Raw genomic sequence first — 19,276 nt, 5'->3', positions numbered from 1 at the left:
GCCGGCTCGGTCTAAACTCCCTGCTCATGACCGTCGCCCGCTCGATCGCCCTGTTCCTGCTCTCCGCCCTGTTCGAGATCGGCGGGGCGTGGCTGGTCTGGCAGGGCGTGCGGGAGCACCGCGGCTGGGTCTGGGCCGGGGCCGGCGTGCTGGCCCTCGGCACCTACGGCTTCGTGGCGACGCTGCAGCCGGACAGCCACTTCGGCCGGGTGCTCGCCGCCTACGGGGGCGTGTTCGTGGCCGGCTCGCTCGCCTGGGGCGTGGTGGCCGACGGCTTCCGCCCCACCCGCTACGACCTGATCGGCGCCGCGGTCTGCCTGGCCGGGGTGGCGGTGATCATGTACGGCCCGCGGCGCTGAGCACCCCCGCCACGGCCGCCGTCAGCCGCCGGGCCACCGCAACGGGGTCGCCCAGGGCGGCGCCCACCATCGCGCCGTCGCGCAGCAGCACCAGGTGCTCCGCCGTCGCCCGCGGGTCCGGCCAGCCCCCGCCGCGCAGCAGTTCGGTGAACAGGCCCAGCAGCCACGCCCGGTGCGCCGCGATCGCCACCGACACCGGGTGCGCCGGATCCGGGTACTCCGCCGCCGCGTTGATGAACGGGCAGCCGCGGAAGCCCTCGCGCCGCATCTTCGCGCCCAGCCGCTCCACCACCAGGAGCACGCCCTCCGCCCCCGTGGCCCCGCTCGCCAGCACCTTCGCCGCGCCCTCCCGCAAGGCCGCGTCCCGGCCCACCAGGTAACTGCGGATCAGCTCCTCCTTGCCCGGGAAGTGCCGGTAGAAGGTGGCCCGGGTGACCCCCGCCTCGGTGACGATCCGGTCCACGCCCACCGCGTGGATGCCCTCGGCGTAGAAGAGTCTGGATGCGGTCTCGAGAATCCGGTCGCGGGCGGGAGGAGGTGTGCTCACACCCGTGACCGTACTACCCCCGTGTGCCACCTGCACCGCTCCCTCCCGGCCAGCATCCGCGCAGCTCAGCGCCGGTCCCCCGACAGTGGCGGCGGGTCCCGGCAGTGGCCGGCGGTGTCCGTCGCCCTCTCCAGCACGAACGTTCGTCAGGCCCGGAAGGTTCGCCGGACGGCACTACACTGGGCCACCCGCGCAGCCCGCCCCACCGCCCTCCCCACGGCCCTCCCCCGGAAGCGAGCCCCTGATGGCCAAGTCCCCCGAAACCGGTTCCGCCGCCCCGGACTTCACGCTGCAGGGCGTGCTGCTGGACGACTCCGGGGCCACCCGCCACGAGTACCGCCTGGCCGAGGCGAAGGGCAGCCCGCTGGTGCTGGTCTTCTACCCGGGCGACAACACCCCGGTCTGCACCAAGCAGCTCTGCTCGTACACCTCGGAGTTGAGCCGGTTCAAGGACCTGGGCGCGACGGTCTGGGCGGTCAGCCCGCAGGGCCTGGAGAGCCACGAGGCCTTCGCCCGCCAGTACGACCTGCGCTTCCCGCTGCTGGCCGACCCGGAGCGCGAGGTGGCCCGGTCCTACGGCATCGCGGTGCCGGGCCTGGGCCTGCGCCGCTCGGTCTTCATCCTGGACGCCGAGGGTACGGTGCGCTGGCGCCACATCGCCCTGGCCGGGCTGACCTTCCAGCACACCGACACCCTCACCGCCCAGTTGGCCGCCCTCTGACGCAGCCGGCGAGCCGGCAAGCGAGGCGGCCGGCGGGCTCAGTGCCCGCGCGCGATCCACTCCGACAGGTGGGGCTGCTCCTCGCCGATCGTGGTGGTCGGGCCGTGCCCGGTGTGCACCACGGTCTCCGGCGGCAGGTCGAGCAGCCGGGTCTCGATCGAGCGGATGATGGTCGGGAAGTCGGAGAACGACCGCCCGGTCGCCCCGGGCCCGCCCTGGAAGAGCGTGTCACCGGTGAACACCGCGCCCAGCGCGGGCAGGTAGAGGCTCACCGAACCGGGGCTGTGGCCCGGGGTGTGCCGCACGTGCAGGTAGAGCCCGCCGACCACGATCTTCTGACCGTCCGACAGCTCCTCGTCCGGCTCGTCGCCGGGGTGGGTGAGCTTCCACAGCGGCAGGTCGTCGGGGTGCAGCAGGATCGGCGCACCGGTCAGCGCGGCCAGCTCGGGCGCCGCGTTGACGTGGTCGTTGTGCGCGTGGGTGCAGATGATCGCCGGCACCTGCCGGTCGCCGAGCGCCTCGGCGATCGCCCGGGCGTCGTGCGCCGGGTCGACCACCACGGCCTCGTGCTCGTTGCCGATGATCCAGACGTTGTTCTCCACCTCCCAGCTGCCGCCGTCCAGTTCGAAGACGCCGGAGGTGGTGAGCAGGGAGATCTCGGGTTCGGGGGGCGGCATCCGCATCAGAGCAGCACCACCGATCGCAGCACGTCGCCGCCGTGCATCTTCTCGAAGGCGGCCTCGACCTCGTCCAGTCCGATGGTCTCGGTGACGAAGGCGTCCAGGTCGAGCCGACCCTGGAGGTAGAGGTCGATCAGCATCGGGAAGTCCCGGGAGGGCAGGCAGTCGCCGTACCAGGAGGACTTCAGCGCGCCGCCCCGCCCGAAGACGTCGAGCAGCGGCAGCTCCAGGGTCATCTCCGGGGTCGGCACGCCGACCAGCACCACGGTGCCGGCCAGGTCCCGGGCGTAGAAGGCCTGCCGGTAGGTCTCGGGGCGGCCGACCGCCTCGATCACCACGTCGGCGCCGTGACCACCGGTCAGCTCGCGGATCGTCTCCACCACGTCGGCCGAGCCGGCGTCCACGGTGTGGGTGGCGCCCAGGCCCTTGGCCCGGTCCAGCTTGCGCGGGTCCAGGTCCACCGCGATGATCTTCGCCGCGCCGGCCAGCCGGGCGCCGAGCACGGCCGCGTTGCCGACCCCGCCGCAGCCGATCACCGCGACGCTGTCGCCCCGGCCCACCGCACCGGTGTTGACGGCGGCTCCGATGCCGGCCATCACCCCACAGCCGAGCAGGCCGGCGGCGGCCGGCGAGGCGGCCGGGTCGACCTTGGTGCACTGCCCGGCGGCCACCAGGGTCTTCTCCGCGAAGGCGCCGATCCCCAGCGCCGGCGAGAGCGCCGTGCCGTCCAGCAGCGTCATCGGCTGCTTGGCGTTGTGGGTGGCGAAGCAGTACTGCGGCCGGCCGCGCCGACAGGCCCGGCACTGCCCGCAGACCGCACGCCAGTTGAGGATCACGAAGTCGCCCGGCGCCACCTCGGTGACGCCCTCGCCGACCTGCTCGACGATGCCGGCCGCCTCGTGCCCGAGCAGGAACGGGAACTGGTCGTTGATCCCGCCCTCCCGGTAGTGCAGGTCGGTGTGGCAGACGCCGCAGGCCTGGACCCGGACCACCGCCTCGCCCGGCCCCGGATCGGGGACCACGATGGTCTCCACCCGCACCGGCTCACCCCTGCCCGCCGCGATGACTCCCTTGACCTGCTGTGACATTCGGCCCTGCCCTTCCGTACTTCCGTCCGGGACCGGAACGGCCCCTCGGAGGATTCTCCCCCGAGGGGCCGGGTGCGGTGCGCTCCGTCAGGTCGCGCCGCGGTCGGTGGGCCTAGGGGGTGCCTTACGGATCACGTCGGATAGCGGGCGTCGTTGGGGTGCGTGCATCGGCGGCGCCGAGGAAGGAGTCCATGCGGAGCATCGGCGACTGACGAGAAGCCGTCGAGGTGCGTGCCCCGGCGGCGACCGCCCGGCGTGATCCGTAAGACACCCCCTAGCTGTGCGTCAGCTCCAGCTGTTGTCGTCCGGCAGCTCGCGGCCCCAGCGGGGGTTCCACTGCGGCGCGCCCGCGGTGCGCAGGATCGTGTAGTGGTCGATCTGCTGGCCGGTCTCGGTCAGCGCGGTGACCTTCATCGAGGACTTCTTGCCGACGGCCGCCGGCGTGACCTCGACCTTGATGAACGAGTAGCCGAGGTAGCGCACCCGGGACCACTCGACCGTCTCGGGCACCTGCACCCCGCCCTTGGCGAAGTGGAAGGTCTTGACCTCGTCGACCCGGTTCTCGTGGCCCTCGTAGGTCTGCGGGGCGTCGAACGAGTAGAGGCTGCGGCCCGCGGCGCCGGCGGTGACGTAGACGACGCCGTCGGTGTGCGGCTCCACGCTCGCGCCGCTGGGCACGGCCTTGCTCACCTTGTTGCCGAGGATCGCGTCGGTGCGCTCGTAGACGTGGTTGTGACCGTTGATCACCAGGTCGACCCGGTGCTTCTCGAAGAGCGGCACCCAGGCTTCCCGGACCCCGCCCTCGGAGGCGTGCTGGTGGGTGGTGGAGAAGGCGCAGTGGTGGAAGAAGACCACGATGAAGTCGACCGTGTGGTCCTGGCGGAACGCCACCAGGGTCTTCTCCAGCCAGGCGGTCTGCTTGCCGGCGGTCAGGCCCAGGTTCGCCGGGATCTCGTAGGAGACGTCGTTGGCGTCCAGCGAGATGACGCCGACGTTGTTGTACTTGAACGAGTAGACGCCGGGGGCGTTGCGCGGGTCCGGGCCGTTCTGCGGCAGGAACCAGCGGGCGTCCTCGCCGCCGTAGCCGTTGTGCGAGTACCAGGCCTCCATGTCGTGGTTGCCGTAGGCGACCATCCACGGGATCTTCGAGGCGACCGGCTCGGTCTGCACCAGGAACGCGTCCCAGGTGCCGGCGTTGAAGGCGGACTTGTCGGCGTCCTGGCCCTGGCCCATCGGGTCGGCGTAGCAGATGTCGCCGGCGTGCAGGTGGAACTTCGGGTTCTGCGCCAGGATGACGTTGTCGTTGGCCGCCGCGTGGGTGGAGACGCCCTGGTCGCCGAAGGCGGTGAAGGTGAAGGGCTGGAACGGCTTGCCGCCCCGGTTGTCCCGGGCGGCGGCGGTGCGGAAGGTCCCCAGGGTGGAGATCTGCTGCTGCTTGGCCGGATCGAACCCGTGGTGGCCGACCCCGTAGTAGTAGGTGGTGTCGGGGCGCAGGTTCTCCAGCGAGACGTGCACGTAGTACTGGTCGACCGGGCTCTGGCCGGGCACCAGCGCCGGGGTGTGCAGCGAGCGGATCTCGCCCTCGACCTTGTGGCCCAGGTCCCAGGGGGTGCGGCCGAAGCGCAGGTAGGGCTTCTTCACCGGCACCGGGACCTGCCAGGAGATCCGCATCTGCGACTCGGGCTGGGCGCCGAACTGCAGGTGGCGGCCGACCGGGACGACCCGGGAACCGTCCACGGCGGAGGAGGCGTCGGCCGGCGCGGCCGAGGCGGTGCCGCTGCCCAGCGCGCCGCCGATCGCCAGGGTGCCGAGCGCGACCGCGCTGCCCCGCATCATCCGACGGCGGGACAGCTTGCCCCGCAGGTAGTCGTGCTGCTCCGCCATGCTCATCCGGGCGGCCAGCTGCTCCGGCACACCCATGTTCGGGATTTCGATCTCCATGCCCAGGACTCTTTCAGGAATGGCTACCCACTGGTCAAGCACCAGGTGAACTCGGGCAGAAAGTGATGTTTTCCAGCCATGTGCAGATTGTGTGGAATGTCGCTGACAGACACTCACGAATGTCCTGGTTCGTCCCGCGCCAAGGCAAAGAGCAGGTCTTGACGGCGGGTCAGCGGGCAGTTCGAGCGGCGGCTCAGGCAGCTGCTCCGACGGCGGCTCAGGCAGTGGCCGCCGCCGCGGCCCGGCCCGCCGCCCGGCCCGAGAACAGGCAGCCGCCCAGGAAGGTGCCCTCCAGCGAGCGGTAGCCGTGCACCCCGCCGCCGCCGAACCCGGCCACCTCGCCCGCCGCGTACAGCCCGTCCAGCACCGAGCCGTCGGCCCGCAGCACCCGGCCCGCGAGGTCGGTCTCCAGCCCGCCGAGCGACTTGCGGGTCAGCACGTGCAGCCGCACCGCGATCAGCGGACCGGCCTTCGGGTCCAGCAGCCGGTGCGGCGCGGCGGTGCGGACCAGCCGGTCGCCCAGGTAGCGGCGGGCCCCGTGGATCGCCGTCACCTGGAGGTCCTTGGCGAACGGGTTGGCCAGCTCGCGGTCCCGGGCCTCGATCTCCCGGCGCAGCTGCGCCTCGTCGATCAGCGGCTCACGAGTCTTCGCGTTCATCCCGGCCACCAGCTCGGGCAGCCGGTCGGCGACCACGAAGTCGGCGCCGTACTTCTTGAAGGCCTCCACCGGCCCGGGCGCGCCGGGCAGCGCCCGGCCCAGCACCTGGCCGATCCGACGGCCGGTCAGGTCCGGGTTCTGCTCCGAGCCGGAGAGCGCGAACTCCTTCTCGATGATCTTCTGGGTGAGCACGAACCAGGTGTGCTCGTGCCCGGTGCGCATGATGTGCTCCAGCGTGCCCAGGGTGTCGAAGCCGGGGAAGAGCGGCACCGGCAGCCGGCGCCCGGTGGCGTCCAGCCAGAGCGAGGACGGGCCGGGCAGGATCCGGATGCCGTGCCGGGCCCAGACCGGGTTCCAGTTCTCGATGCCCTCGGTGTAGTGCCACATCCGGTCGCCGTTGACCAGGTGGCCGCCGGCCGCCGCGGCCACCTGCTGCAGCAGCCCGTCCACGTGCGCCGGCACCCCGCTCAGCAGCTTCTCCGGCGCCGTGCCGAGCCGCTCGGGCCAGGCCGCGCGGACCAGCTCGTGGTTGCCGCCGATCCCGCCGGAGGCCACCAGCACGGCTTGGGCGCGCAGTTCGAAGGAGCCGGTGACGGCCCGTGAGCTGGCCTCGCCGCGGCGCACCCGGCTGGGTTCCAGCAGCTCGCCCCGCACGGTGTCCAGAGCGCCCGCACCGGCGGCCAGTTCGGTCACCCGGTGGCGGAACCGCAGCTCCACCCGCCCGCGTTCGACCGCCGCCCGCACCCGGCGGGCGAACGGCTCGACCAGCCCGGGGCCGGTGCCCCAGGTGATGTGGAACCGGGGCACCGAGTTGCCCGGCCCGTCGGCCAGCAGCCCGCCGCGCTCGGCCCAGCCGACCACCGGGAAGAACCGCACCCCCTGGCGGTGCAGCCAGGCCCGCTTCTCGCCGGCCGCGAAGTCCACGTAGGCCTCGGCCCAGGCCCGCGGCCAGCGGTCCTCGGGCCGGTCGAAGCCGGCCGTGCCCAGCCAGTCCTGCCAGGCGAGTTCGCGCGAGTCGCGGATCCGCATCCGGCGCTGCTCGGGCGAGTCCACCAGGAAGAGCCCGCCGAACGACCAGTGCGCCTGGCCGCCCAGCGAGGCCGCCGGCTCCTGGTCGAGCAGGATCACCTTCCGCCCGGCCTCGGCCAGTTCGGCGGTGGCGACCAGACCGGCCAGGCCGGCCCCGATCACGATCACGTCGGCGTCGAGTGCCATGCGGATCCTCTCCAAGGCTCGCGGGTGGCACCGATGATAGGTACTCCCACGCAGTCTGTGGACGGAGCCTGACAGCGGCTCACCCGGCGGTAGCGGCCGGAGCGTGCTACTCGGCCGCCTCCGGCAGGGCCTCCTTCGCCCGCAGCGCGGCCGACCACTTCTGCTCGACCTTGCCGAACTTCCAGAAGGCCAGCGCCCCGCCCCAGGTGAGCACGAACAGGCCGACGATCGCGAAGCCCACGTTGTTCAGGTCCAGCGCGGCGATCCAGCCGATCGGCCCGCCGGTGATGTCGAACTGGTCGGCCAGCAGGCCGATCAGCTCGATCAGGCCGATCACCAGCGCGACCACCACCGAGAGCCCGGTCACCGTGAGGTTGTAGAAGATCTTCCGGACCGGCTGGGAGAACGCCCACTCGTACGCGAAGTTCATGAACGAGCCGTCGATGGTGTCCAGCAGGCTCATGCCGGCGGCGAACAGCACCGGCAGCACCAGCAGCGCGTACCAGGGCAGCGAGAAGGCCGCCGCCCCGCCGGCCAGCACCAGCAGCGAGACCTCGGTGGCGGTGTCGAAGCCGAGGCCGAAGAGCAGGCCCACCGGGTACATGTGCCAGGGCTTGGTGACCGCCTTGGTGACCCGGCCGAGGATCCGGTTCAGGAAGCCGCGCTTGTCCAGCTGCTGCTCCAGCTCGGCCTCGTCGAACTCGCCGGTGCGCATCTTCCGGAAGACCCGCAGGATGCCGTTGAAGGCGCCCAGGTTGATCAGGCCGATCAGCAGCAGGAAGACGCCGGAGACGCTGGTGCCGATCAGCGTGGTGGTCTTGTGCAGCGAGGAGTCGTCGGCCTCCACCTGCCCGGCCAGCGAGCGGATGCCGAAGGCGAGCAGCGCGCAGAGCCCGAAGACCACCGAGGAGTGGCCGAGCGAGAACCAGAAGCCGACCGAGAGCGGGCGCTTGCCCTGGCCCATCAGCTTGCGGGTGGTGTTGTCGATGGCCGCGATGTGGTCGGCGTCGAAGGCGTGCCGCATGCCCAGGGTGTAGGCGGTCAGGCCCATGCCGGCCCCGAACACCTCGGTGCCGATCTTGTAGTGCTTGGGCGCGATCACGGCCAGCACCAGGAACCAGCCGATCACGTGCAGCGCCAGGACGAAGGCGCCCATGCCGGCCAGCCGGAGCCACTCCTGCCTGGTCAGGCGGATGGTCCTGCGCGGTGCGCTGCTCATCGGCGCGGTCCTCTGCTCTCTGCCCCTACCGGGCTGCTTGTGTTCGGGACCGGGTCATCCTTCCCTCCACCAGGTTGCTATTGCAAGTCATTCGCAACAATGAGCTCACGGTTCGTCAGGTAATGATGAGTTATGTCCGATATGGTCGTCTCACTGTCCGACCGCCCCGGAGAGAGGCCAGCCGTGCGCCACCCCGCCTCCTACCCCCACCAGGTCACCCGCGAGGACGTACGGATCCCGCTGCCCGACGGGGTGGAGCTGGCCGCCCGGCTCTGGCGCCCGACCACCGCCCACCCGGTGCCCGCCCTGCTGGAGTACCGCGCCGACCGGCTCGGCGACGCCAGCGCCGAACGGGACGCCGAACGCCACCCCTGGTACGCCGGCCACGGCTACGCCGCGCTGCGGGTGGACGCCCGGGGCTGGGGCGACTCCGGCGGTCTCGACCAGCCGGCCGGCTCGCTGGCCGCCGGCCCGCCCGCCGAGGCACTGCTCGCCGACGGCGCCGCCGTGCTGGACTGGCTGGCCGCCCAGAGCTGGTGCACCGGCCGGATCGGCCTGCTCGGCCTCGGCCCCGCCGCCGACGCCGCACTGCGGCTCGCCGCGCACCGGCCCGCCCCGGTGCGCGCCGTGGTCGCCGTGCACCCCGAGGGCGACCGCTTCACCGCGCACTACCCCGGCGGCGCCCTGCTCGCCGCCACCGTCCCCGCCCGGGCCACCGACCGGCTGGCCGAGGCCGCGCTGCCGCCCGACCCGGTGCACGCCGGCGACGACTGGCGCCGCCAGTGGCTGGACCGGCTGGCCGAACTCCAGCCCCCGCTGCACGGCGTGCTCTCCCACCAGACCCGCGACGGGCACTGGGCCGAGCCCGGTCTGGACGGCCTGACCGCGCCGGTGCTCGCCGTCGGCGGCTGGCAGCGGCCCAGCGCCGACGCCGTGCTGCGGCTCGCCGAGCGGCTGGCCACCCCGGTCCGGGCGGTGCTCGGCCCGTGGGGCGACGGCTACCCCGACCAGGCCGGCGGCGAGCGCGCGATCGGCTTCCTCCAGGAGACCCTGCGCTGGTGGGACCAGTGGCTGCGGGAGGCCGACACCGGCGCGCTCGCCGAACCGGTGCTGCGCAGCTGGCAGTCGGAGGGCGGCGAGCCCGGCCGGGGCCGCTGGATCGGCGAGGACCAGTGGCCCTCCGACGACGTCCGGGAGATCCACTACGACCTGACCGAGGCGCTGCGCACCGCCGGCACCCCGGCCGGCGAGCGCTTCGTGCCGGTCCGCTCCCCGCAGCAGACCGGCGCCGACGCGCCCGGCCCGGCCCCGGCCGACCCGGCCGGCGAGCAGCGCGCCGAGGACGGCCGCTCGGTCTGCTTCGACAGCTCCCCGCTGACCGAGCGCCTCGAACTGCTCGGCCGCCCGGCGCTGCGGCTGCGACTGCGGCTGCCCGCCGGCACCGCCCGGGGCCAGGTCACCGCCCGGCTCTGCGACGTCGCCCCGGACGGCGCCTCACGGCTCGTCAGCCACGGGGTGCTCAACCTGGCCGCGCGGCGCGGCACCGACCTGGCGCTCGACTGGGAGCCGGGCGCGGTGGAGGAGGTGGAGTTCGAACTCGGCGCCGCCGGGCACGCGGTGCCGACCGGCCACCGGATCCGGCTGGCGCTCTCCTCGGCCTACTGGCCGCAGTCCTGGCCGCAGCCGTCCGGCGAGGGCTTCCTGGTGGACCCGGGCCACAGCGTGCTCACCCTGCCGGTGCGCCACCTGGCCGCCGACGCCGGGCGGGCGCCGGTGCGGTTCGCCGAGCCCGAGCAGGCCGCCCCGCCGGTGGTGCGGCGGACCACCCCGACGGCCCCCGGGCCGCGCCGGGTGCTGCGGCGGCTGGACCCCGGCGGCCAGTGGCGGCTGGAGCTGGCGCCCGAGCAGGGCGCCTCGGTCACCCTGCCGGACGGGCTGGTGCGCTCGGTGGAGGCCACCGAGGAGTACACCGTGCGGCGCGGCGACCCGCTGTCCGCCGCCGTCCGCTGCGACCGCTCGATCCGGCTGGAGCGGCCCGAACTGGGCTGGGACGTCACCGTCCGGGTCGGCACCCGGCTCGACTGCGACGCCGCGGCGTTCACGGCGCGCAGCCGGCTCACCGCCTGGGAGGGCGGCGCGGTGCTGTTCGAGCGGGACTGGGAGCGGCGGGTGCCGCGCACCGCCGCGTGAGGTCGGCCGTCAGGGGGTGGGGTACTGACCCGGCGGCACGTCGCTGGTGGAGGCGTTGCCCTGGCCGAAGGAGGCCTTCAGCGTGATGGTCAGGGTCGAGTAGGTGGTGCTGGTGGTGGTGAAGTCGTTGCCCTGGTCGAACTTGGAGAAGTTGCAGTTCTGGGTGAACTGCTTGGTCCCGCTGTCCCAGTCCACGCCACCGGTGAAGAAGATGTCGTAGTGGCCGTCGCGGATGCCGTTCATCTTCGCGGTCTGGCCCTTGTCCACGTAGAACGAGTAGGCCGCCTGGCCGTTGCTGGCCAGGGTGATCACCGCGTCGCCGTCGCCGTTGGAGTTGTCGACGGTCATCTCGCCGTTGCCCGAGTTGTCGCCCTGGCGCACCGCGCTGCCGTTGCCCAGCGAACGCTGCTGCAGCTGGCCGGTGTTCGGCACGGTGAAGGTGGTCGAGTAGCCGTCGCCGGTGACCGCCTGCAGCGCCGTCTGGATGTCCTTCAGGCCCTGCATGCCGCCGGCCGCGGCCAGCGCGGAGGAGGTGGCGCAGTACTTGCTGCCGCTGATGTCCTGCTTCAGCGCGGTGATGTTGGAGCTCAGCGTCTGCAGCGCGACGTAGAGCTGCCGGTTGGCGTCCGAGACGTTGTCCGGCACCTTGGCCTGCATCAGGTCGTTCGAACCGGTCGAGGCGGCCGACGACAGGCCGTCGAGCGAGCTGTTCAGGTCGTCCAGGCTGCCGGCCTGCGGCAGCTTGGCGAGCGCGTCGTTGACCGGGCCGACATCGGTGCTGAGGTCCTCCCCGTAGGTCGGGGGTGTCGGGCTGGGCGTGACGACGGTGCCGATCGCGTCGCCCGAGCGCACCGGGTGCGGCTGCGCGGACGAACCGCAGGCGGTGACCAGCAGCACGCCGCCGAACAGCAGCGCCGCGGGCGGTAGTGAGCGGAAAGTGTGTGTACCGGGCAAAGCAGCCCCCCAAGGCTCCTCGCATAAACGTCGCGCTCAGGGTCCCGCAAGGCCGTCACACGGGTCAACACGGTTGGCCACGGGGCGGTAACAGTCTCTCCGCCGGCAGCGCATGAAGGTGGTCTGGAGAAGCCCTGGCCGTTGCCTGGGGGCGGCCGACGACGCTTGCGCAAGGTCAACTAGTATCGCCGGGTGCTCGCACTGACCGGAACCCCGCTGCAGATCATCACCTGTCTGCTCGCCGTGCTGGCCTTCGCCGCCACCATGTGGCTCTGGCCCAGGCTGGCCGGCAAGGGCTGGAAGGCCCTGCTCGGGCGGCTCGGCGCGTTCTTCGGCACCCAGGTGCTGGTGCTGGTCGCGATGGGGCTGGTGGCCAACTCCTACTTCGGCTTCTACACCTCCTGGACCGACCTGCTGGGCACCGCCGGCGGGCCGGGCACCGTGGTGGACCACAAGCCGGGCGACGCGCTCTCGGTGACCGGCGAGCAGAAGGTCTACAGCTCCCAGGGCTCGGCCCAGGACCGCTCGGGGCTGATCCAGAAGGTGCGGCTCACCGGCGGGCAGTCCGGGCTGACCAGCGACGCCTACGTCTACCTGCCGCCGCAGTACTTCCAGCCGGCCTACGCCGCGCAGCGGTTCCCGATGGCCCTGGTGCTTTCCGGCTACCCCGGCTCGGCCGAGAAGCTGATCTCGCTGATGCAGTGGCCGACCAGCACCCTCAACGCGATCGACGCCAAGCAGCTGCCGCCCACCGTGCTGGTGATGATGCGGCCCACCCTGGTCGGCAACCGCGACACCGAATGCGTGGACGTGCCGCACGGGCCGCAGGTGGAGACCTTCTTCACCGACGACCTGCCGAAGGCGATGGCCACCGGCTACCGGATCCTGCCCGACGCCGCCGCGCACGCCGCGATGGGCGACTCCACCGGCGGCTACTGCGCCCTCAAGTTCGCCCTGCGCAAGCCCGGTTCGTACGGCTCGGCGATCGCCCTGTCGGCCGACTACACCGCCGCCGAGGACCCCACCACCGGTGACCTGTTCGGCGGCAGCGCCCAGCTCAAGCAGGAGAACGACCTGCTCTGGCGGCTGCGCAACACCCCCGCCGCCCCGGTCTCGCTGCTGCTGGCCACCAGCTTCAACGAGGACAACTACAAGCCGACCCAGCAGATGATCGGCGCCTTCAAGGCCCCGACCAAGCTCTCCACCATCACCCTGGACAGCGGCGGCCACAACTTCCACACCTGGTCCCGGGAGATCCCCCCGGCCCTCGCCTGGCTCGGCAAGCAGCTCTCGGCCCCCTCGGCGGCCCAGGCCTCCTGACGTACCGTCAGAGCTGCTTCCCGCGCGGCGCGCGCAGATCACAGGCCGCTCACAGGCCCGCTTCACGGCCCTCTCAGACGCCTGACCGAGCGTAGCGGCCATGACCACGACCAGTTCCGCCCCCGAGAGCAGCGTCCCGTGGCCCGAGGCCCAGGACTACCCGCCGCCGACCGGTGCGGCCCGGCCGGTCGACCCGCTCTTCCCGCAGACCGCGCCGCCCGTCGCCGCGGGCGGCGGTATCCGTGACTGGCCGCGCCGGGTGTGGCGCGGGCGCTCCGACGACCCGGTGTGGGTGCGGCCGGCCTTCCTCGGCCTGCTGCTCGCCACCGCCGTCCTCTACTCCTGGAACCTCACCGCCTCCGGCTGGGCCAACTCCTTCTACTCCGCCGCCGTGCAGGCCGGCACCCAGAGCTGGAAGGCGTTCTTCTACGGCTCCTCCGACTCGGCCAACTTCATCACGGTCGACAAGCCGCCGATGTCGCTGTGGCCGATGGAGCTGTCCGCCCGGGTCTTCGGCCTGAGCTCGTTCAGCGTGCTGATGCCCGAGGTGCTGATGGGCGTGGCCACGGTCGGCGTGCTGTACGCCGCCGTGCGCCGCCGCTTCGGCCCGCTCGGCGGCCTGCTGGCCGGCGCGGTGCTCGCGCTCACCCCGGTGGCCGCGCTGATGTTCCGGTTCAACAACCCGGACGCGCTGCTCGCGCTGCTGATGACCGTCGCCGCCTATGCGGTGCTGCGGGCGGCCGAGACCGCGGGCACCAGGTGGGTGCTGCTGGCGGGCGTGGCGTTCGGCTTCGGCTTCCTGACCAAGACGCTGCAGGCCTTCCTGATCCTGCCGGCGCTCGCCCTGGTCTACCTGGTGGTCGCGCCCACCGGCTTCTGGCGCCGGGTGCGCCAACTGCTGCTGGCCGGGCTGGCGCTGGTGGCCTCGGCGGGCTGGTGGGTGGCCGTGGTGCAGCTGGTGCCCAAGGCCGACCGCCCGTACGTGGGCGGCTCGCAGGACGACAGCTTCCTCTCCCTCACCTTCGGCTACAACGGCTTCGGCCGGCTCACCGGCAACGAGACCGGCAGCGTCGGCGGCGGTGGTGGTGGCGGCGGCGCCCGGACCGGCGGGCTGCCCGGCGGTGCTCTGCCCGGCGGCGGGGGCGGCCGGGGCGGCGGCGGGGGCATGTGGGGCAGCACCGGGCTGACCCGGATGTTCGGCACCGACGTGGGCGGGCAGATCGCCTGGCTGCTGCCGGCCGCGCTGCTCCTGCTGCTGGTCGGCCTGTGGGCCACCCGGCGGGCCGCGCGCACCGACTCGGCCCGCACCGCGTTCCTGGTCTGGGGCGGCTGGCTGCTCAGCACCGCCCTGACGTTCAGTTACATGTCCGGCATCTTCCACCAGTACTACACGGTGGCGCTGGCCCCGGCGATCGCCGCCCTGGTCGGCATGGGTGCGGACGGGCTCTGGCGGGCCCGGCGCCGGCTGCCGTACGCGGCGGTGCTGGCCGTGGTGCTGGGCAGCACGGCGGTCTGGTCCTTCGTGCTGCTGGGGCGCGGCTCCGGCTTCGTGCCCTGGCTGCGCTGGGCGGTGCTGATCGGCGGGCTGGCCGCGGCGGCGGCGCTGCTGCTGGCCGGGCGGCTCACGGCGCGCCTGGCGGCCGTGGTGGGCGTGGTCGGCCTGGCCGCCGCGCTCGGTGGGCCGACGGCCTACGCGGTGGACACCGTCGGCACCGCGCACACCGGGTCGATCCCGACGGCCGGCCCGGCGGGCGGCGGCTTCCCGGGCGGCTTCGGCGGCGGCAAGGGGCGTGGCGCGGGCGGCGGGCTTCGCGGCGGCGCCAAGGGCACGGGCCGGGGCGGCTTCCGCTTCCCCGGCGGGGGCCAGGGCGGCGGCCAGTTCCCCGGGCGCGGCCAGTTCCCGGGCAGCGGCACCGGCGGCGGCCAGGGCGGCTTCCCCGGCTTCGGCGGCGGCCAGGGCGGCGAGCGCGCCGGCCGGGGCGGCTTCCCCGGCGGCGCGGCCGGCGGAGCCGGCGGCATGGGCGGCGGAGCCGGCGGCATGGGCGGCCTGATCGACGGCGCCAAGGTCAGCCCGGCCGCCGCCGACCTGCTGAAGACCGGCGCCTCCCACTACACCTGGGCCGCCGCGACCGTCGGCTCCCAGAACGCGGCCAGCTACCAGCTCGCCACCCGGGTCCCGATCATGTCGCTCGGCGGCTTCAACGGCTCCGACCCGTCCCTCTCGCTCGCCGGCTTCCAGCAGCTCGTCCAGCAGGGCAAGGTCCACTACTTCATCGGTGGCGGCGGCTTCGGCGCGAGCATGGGCGGCTCCTCGGACAGCTCCGCGATCGCCTCCTGGGTGAGCTCGCACTTCAAGGCGCAGACCGTTGGCGGCGCGACGGTCTACGACCTGACCCAGCCCACCTCCTGAACCCTCCCCCGGGGACAGGTCGGCCGTCTGACGATCCGTCAGGCGGCCGACCTGTCTCCCGCCGCCCGCCGCCGACGGGCCGGGTCGCCCAACGCCGGGTGCTTCCAGACGCCGTCCGGGTGGTACAGGTTCGTCCCGGGCGGCACGATCGCGTCGATCCGGTCCAACGCCGCGTCGTCCAGCACCAGCTCCGCCCCCTTCAGCGCCGCCGCCAGCTGCTCGGGCGTGCGCGGGCCGATGATCACCGAGGTGACGGCCGGGTGCGCGAGCGGGAACGCGAGCGCCAACTCCGGCAGCGTGCAGCCCAGTTCCCCGGCCAGCAGCACCAGCTCCTCGACCGCCGCCAACTTGCCCTGGTTCACCGCCAGTTCCGGGTCGAACCGGCCGGGGTGGAGCTTGGCCCGACCCTGCGTCAGGTCGATCGACTGCCCCTGCCGGTACTTGCCCGTCAGGAACCCGCTCGCCAGCGGACTCCACGTCAGCACGCCCATCCCGTACTGCCGGCAGACCGGCAGCACCGCGGACTCGATCCCGCGCGCCATCAGCGAGTACGGCGGCTGCTCGGTGCGGAACCGCTGCAACCCGCGCCGCTCGCTGACCCACTGCGCCTCGACGATCTGCTCGGCGGGGAAGGTCGAGTGCCCGAAGGCCCGGATCTTCCCGGCGCTCACCAGGTCTCCGAGCACCCCCAAGGTCTCCTCGACATCGGTGGTGTGGTCCGGCCGGTGCACCTGGTAGAGGTCGATCCACTCGGTGTCCAGGCGCCGCAGGCTGTCCTCCACCGCCTTGGTGATCCACCGCCGCGAGTTCCCGCTCCGGTTCGGCCCCTCTCCCCCCATCTGGAAGTGCACCTTGGTGGCCAGCACCACCTCGTCCCGCCGCCCCTTGAGCGCCTTCCCGACGATCTCCTCGGACTCCCCCGCCGAGTACATGTCGGCGGTGTCCACGAAGTTGATCCCGGCGTCCAGCGCCGTGTGCAGGATCCGTCCGCACTCCTCGTGGTCCGGGTTCCCGATGAACCCGAACATCATCGTCCCCAGGCAGTACGTGCTGACCTCGATGCCGGTCCTGCCCAAAGTGCGGTAACGCATGGTGGTGCCCCCTAGCCGGCCGTTCCGTTCGTTCGCCCCGGACTCTATGACCTTGAGTCGGCTCTAGATCAAGTAGCGGCTCAGCCGGCGGCCGCGAGCAGTTCCTCGGAGAGCTCCCACAGGCGGCGGGCACGTGCAGCGGTCCGCACCGGACGAACGACCCGGGACCGGCCGGCGAAGCTGCGCCTGGTCGCGGCGGGCCTCGGGCTGACCACCGTCCCGCCCGCGATGGCCCTCGCCTCGGCCGCCCGGGGTAGTGTCCTCCCGAGCCCGTGGTCCGCCGGACCGCCGCCCTGCGCGCCGCCGCCCTGGACGACGGCGCCCTGGACGACAGCCGCACCGGAACCGTAGCGGAGCCCCGTTGACCCCTTACTCGCTCGCCTTCTACCTGGACGTCGTCACCACCGGCACCGTGCTCGGCGCGCGCCCGACCGACTCCCCGGAGCGGGTCACCGCCCTGCTGGGGCCGGACTTCGCCGAGAACGTCCAGGGCGGGCGGACCATGTGGCGCGACTACGGGCTGACGGAGTTCCACTGGCACCGCGCCGACACCCGGCAGCCCTGGCGGGGCCACCACATCTCCCTCCAGGTGCACCGGCTCGCCCGCCGGGACCGGACCATCCCCGACCCGGCGCTGCGCGCCCGGTACGGCCGGTTCGCCCCGCGGCTGCGCTTCGACAAGCTGCACCGACTGCTGGCGCGGCGCGGGGTCCCGCTGCTGGAGGTGCCGCAGTCGCCGGCCAACGCGCCGCGCTACCGCAGCTACCGGCAGCCCGCCTCCGGGGTCCTGGTCACGGTGGCCGGCGGCGACGTGTACAGGATCGAGGCATCCGTTCCGTACTGACTATCCTCACCGGCATGGATCTGACGATCGGACAGGTGGCCGAACGCACCGGGCTCAGCGTGCACACCCTGCGCTTCTACGAGAAGGAGGGCGTGCTCGCCGAACCGCCGCGGCGGCTGCCGGGCGGGCGGCGGGTCTACACCGAGCACGACGTGAACTGGCTGCACCTGTGCATGGTGCTGCGCGGGTCCGGGATGCCGCTGCCGGAGATCCGCCGCTACACGGAGCTGGCCCGCGAGGGGGACGGCAACGAGGAGCAGCGGATCGAGCTGCTCCGGACCCACCAGGAGCGGGTCCGGGAGCAGCTCGGCGAGTTGGGCCGCAGCCTCGACCTGATCAGCTACAAGGTCCGCGTGTACGAGGACGTCCTGGACGCCCGGCAGGCGGCTACTGGTCCGTCGGACAGTGCGTGTTCGCGGCCGGCATCGTCCCGCTGACCAGGAAGGTGTCGACGGCGGTCTTGATGCAGGCGCTCTTGCCGTAGCCGGTGTGGCCGTCGCCGTCGCGGGTGAGCAGCACGGCGCCGGGCAGCGCGGCGGCGGCCTTCTGCGCCCACGGGTACGGCGTGGCGTCGTCGCCGGTGGAGCCGACCACCAGGATCGGGGCGGCGCCGGGGGCGCTGATCGGCTGCGGCGGGGTGCTCGGGTGGTACGGCCAGGCGCGGCAGTCCGGGTCGAACAGGTCGTCCTTGGTGAAGTGCTTGGTCAGGTAGGGCGACTTCTGCTGGTCGTCCTGGAGCGCCTGGTCGACCTGCGCGTCGGTGGGCATCACCGCCCCGTAGTCGGCGCAGGTGATCGCCGCGTAGGCGTCCTGCATGTTGCTGTAGTGGCCCTTGGCGTCCCGGCCGTTGTAGCCGTCGGCGAAGTCGAGCATGTAGTCGGGCTTGTTGCCCTGCATCGCCCAGCCCAGGCCCAGGCGCAGGTTGTCCCAGGACTTGCTGCTGCCGTAGAGCATGGAGAGCGTGCCGGTCCAGCCCTGGGAGGCGGTGAGCTGCCGGCCGTCCTTGGCGGTCATCGGGTTGGCGGCCAGGCCGTCCAGGAAGTCGGCGGCCTTCTTGGCGGCGGTGCCCGGGTCCTTGCCGAGCGGGCAGTCCGAGTGGGTCACGCAGTCGGCGGCCCAGCGCTCGAAGACGCCCTCGAAGCCGGCCATCTGCTGCACGTCGGAGTCGAGCAGGGTCTGCGAGGGGTCCATCACGCCGTCCAGCACCAGGTGGCCGGTGCGGTCGGGGAACTGCTCGGCGTAGCTGGTGCCGAGGTAGGTGCCGTAGGAGAAGCCGAGGTAGTCGAGCTTCTGGTCGCCGACCGCGCCGCGCAGCACGTCCAGGTCGCGGGCCACGTTGACGGTGCCGACGAAGGGCAGCAGCTTGCCGGAGTTCGCCTGGCAGCCGTCGGCCAGGGTCTTGCCCTTGTTCTGCGCCGGGTGGTCCTGGGTGTACCACTGGTCGTGGCCGGCGTCGTCCAGGCAGTGCACCGGGGAGGACTTGCCGACGCCGCGCGGGTCGAAGCCGATCAGGTCGAAGTGGTCGCTCAGGCCCTTGAACTCGGAGTCCGCGCCGTACAGCACCTCCTCGATGCCGGAGCCGCCGGGGCCGCCGGGGTTGACGAAGAGCGAGCCGACCCGCTGGTCCTTGCCGGTGGCCTGACGGCGCACCAGGGCCAGGTCGACGGTGTCGCCGGCCGGGTGCGTGTAGTCGAGCGGCACCTTGGCGGTGGCGCACTGGAACTTGCTGAGGTCGACGTTGGGGTAGGACCCGTCGTCGGTGCAGGCGCCCCAGGCGATCTGCTGGCCGTAGAAGGGCTTGAGCGCCGGGTCGTCGGCCCCGGTCGGGGTGGCGGTGGGGCTGGGCGAGGCGGTGGGCGAGGCGCTGGCCGCGACGGTCGGCGGGGCCGACTTCGCGTGTCCGGTCCCCCCGGACCCGCTGCAGCCGGCCAGCACGGTGGCCCCCAGCACGACGGGCAGGATGCGGCGCGTCAGGCGCGCGCGAGCGATGATCACCGGATGAGAGATATCACCAGGTCTTCACACGAACTCACACCGGG

The 19,276-nt window shown here is 72.9% G+C and carries 16 protein-coding genes; 7 read left to right on the top strand and 9 right to left on the bottom strand.

Annotated features, from left to right (window positions below):
* The first annotated feature begins 26 nt into the window (after positions 1-26).
* Complete coding sequence (locus tag FHX73_RS22490) at positions 27-359, top strand: YnfA family protein (protein ID WP_145906722.1); 333 nt, start codon at positions 27-29, stop codon at positions 357-359.
* On the opposite strand, the gene FHX73_RS22485 is transcribed toward FHX73_RS22490, so the two are convergent.
* Positions 337-906, bottom strand: a complete 570-nt coding sequence (locus FHX73_RS22485; protein WP_246213659.1) for a TetR/AcrR family transcriptional regulator — start codon at positions 904-906, stop codon at positions 337-339. The two genes, FHX73_RS22490 and FHX73_RS22485, sit on opposite strands and share 23 nt — an antisense overlap.
* A gap of 244 nt (positions 907-1,150) precedes the next feature.
* Between FHX73_RS22485 and FHX73_RS22480 the strand changes: the two genes are divergently transcribed.
* Positions 1,151-1,627 (top strand): peroxiredoxin family protein, encoded by a 477-nt coding sequence (locus tag FHX73_RS22480; protein ID WP_145906720.1) that lies wholly within the window; start codon positions 1,151-1,153, stop codon positions 1,625-1,627.
* A gap of 38 nt (positions 1,628-1,665) precedes the next feature.
* Here FHX73_RS22480 and FHX73_RS22475 read toward each other — a convergent pair whose 3' ends face one another.
* The 5 genes from FHX73_RS22475 to nicT all read right to left on the bottom strand — a co-directional run bounded on the left by FHX73_RS22475 (position 1,666) and on the right by nicT (position 8,428).
* Entirely contained in the window at positions 1,666-2,310 is a 645-nt protein-coding gene (locus tag FHX73_RS22475) for an MBL fold metallo-hydrolase (RefSeq protein ID WP_246213658.1), read from the bottom strand.
* Complete coding sequence (locus FHX73_RS22470; RefSeq protein WP_145906719.1) at positions 2,310-3,395, bottom strand: S-(hydroxymethyl)mycothiol dehydrogenase; 1,086 nt, start codon at positions 3,393-3,395, stop codon at positions 2,310-2,312. The genes FHX73_RS22475 and FHX73_RS22470 overlap by 1 nt, the downstream gene beginning before the upstream one ends.
* A gap of 285 nt (positions 3,396-3,680) precedes the next feature.
* A complete protein-coding gene (locus tag FHX73_RS22465) occupies positions 3,681-5,315 on the bottom strand; it encodes a purple acid phosphatase family protein (protein WP_145908452.1) in 1,635 nt (544 codons plus the stop codon).
* Between the two features lie 238 nt (positions 5,316-5,553).
* On the bottom strand, positions 5,554-7,209 hold the full coding sequence (locus FHX73_RS22460; protein ID WP_145906718.1) for an FAD-binding dehydrogenase: 1,656 nt from the start codon (positions 7,207-7,209) through the stop codon (positions 5,554-5,556).
* Between the two features lie 106 nt (positions 7,210-7,315).
* Positions 7,316-8,428 (bottom strand): Nickel transporter NicT, encoded by a 1,113-nt coding sequence (gene nicT, locus FHX73_RS22455; protein ID WP_145906717.1) that lies wholly within the window; start codon positions 8,426-8,428, stop codon positions 7,316-7,318.
* Between the two features lie 183 nt (positions 8,429-8,611).
* Here nicT and FHX73_RS22450 point away from each other — a divergent pair, with 183 nt between their 5' ends.
* Positions 8,612-10,618 carry a CocE/NonD family hydrolase gene (locus FHX73_RS22450; RefSeq protein WP_246213657.1) on the top strand — a complete coding sequence of 669 codons (2,007 nt, stop codon included), beginning with the start codon at positions 8,612-8,614 and terminating at the stop codon, positions 10,616-10,618.
* Positions 10,619-10,627: 9 nt separating this feature from the next.
* Here FHX73_RS22450 and FHX73_RS22445 read toward each other — a convergent pair whose 3' ends face one another.
* Positions 10,628-11,572, bottom strand: a complete 945-nt coding sequence (locus tag FHX73_RS22445) for a hypothetical protein (protein ID WP_145906715.1) — start codon at positions 11,570-11,572, stop codon at positions 10,628-10,630.
* Positions 11,573-11,764: 192 nt separating this feature from the next.
* Between FHX73_RS22445 and FHX73_RS22440 the strand changes: the two genes are divergently transcribed.
* Both FHX73_RS22440 and FHX73_RS22435 read left to right on the top strand, forming a co-directional pair.
* On the top strand, positions 11,765-12,892 hold the full coding sequence (locus tag FHX73_RS22440) for an alpha/beta hydrolase (RefSeq protein ID WP_246213656.1): 1,128 nt from the start codon (positions 11,765-11,767) through the stop codon (positions 12,890-12,892).
* A 100-nt stretch (positions 12,893-12,992) separates the two neighbouring features.
* On the top strand, positions 12,993-15,302 hold the full coding sequence (locus tag FHX73_RS22435) for an ArnT family glycosyltransferase (protein WP_145906714.1): 2,310 nt from the start codon (positions 12,993-12,995) through the stop codon (positions 15,300-15,302).
* Between the two features lie 38 nt (positions 15,303-15,340).
* On the opposite strand, the gene FHX73_RS22430 is transcribed toward FHX73_RS22435, so the two are convergent.
* A complete protein-coding gene (locus FHX73_RS22430) occupies positions 15,341-16,393 on the bottom strand; it encodes an aldo/keto reductase (RefSeq protein ID WP_145906713.1) in 1,053 nt (350 codons plus the stop codon).
* Positions 16,394-16,754: 361 nt separating this feature from the next.
* On the opposite strand from FHX73_RS22430, the gene FHX73_RS22420 reads away from it, so the two are divergent.
* Both FHX73_RS22420 and FHX73_RS22415 read left to right on the top strand, forming a co-directional pair.
* Positions 16,755-17,237: a hypothetical protein gene (locus FHX73_RS22420; protein ID WP_246213655.1), complete on the top strand. Its 483-nt coding sequence runs from the start codon at positions 16,755-16,757 to the stop codon at positions 17,235-17,237.
* A 14-nt stretch (positions 17,238-17,251) separates the two neighbouring features.
* On the top strand, positions 17,252-17,674 hold the full coding sequence (locus FHX73_RS22415; RefSeq protein WP_145906712.1) for a MerR family transcriptional regulator: 423 nt from the start codon (positions 17,252-17,254) through the stop codon (positions 17,672-17,674).
* Here the strand turns inward: FHX73_RS22415 and FHX73_RS22410 are convergent.
* Positions 17,625-19,232, bottom strand: a complete 1,608-nt coding sequence (locus tag FHX73_RS22410) for an alpha/beta hydrolase (RefSeq protein WP_145906711.1) — start codon at positions 19,230-19,232, stop codon at positions 17,625-17,627. The two genes, FHX73_RS22415 and FHX73_RS22410, sit on opposite strands and share 50 nt — an antisense overlap.
* Positions 19,233-19,276 lie beyond the last annotated feature (44 nt).

Origin of the sequence: Kitasatospora viridis, from assembly GCF_007829815.1 — a bacterium.
Lineage (GTDB): Bacteria > Actinomycetota > Actinomycetes > Streptomycetales > Streptomycetaceae > Kitasatospora > Kitasatospora viridis.
Note: the sequence above shows the minus strand (reverse complement) of the source record. Positions and strands in the feature narration are given on the sequence as shown.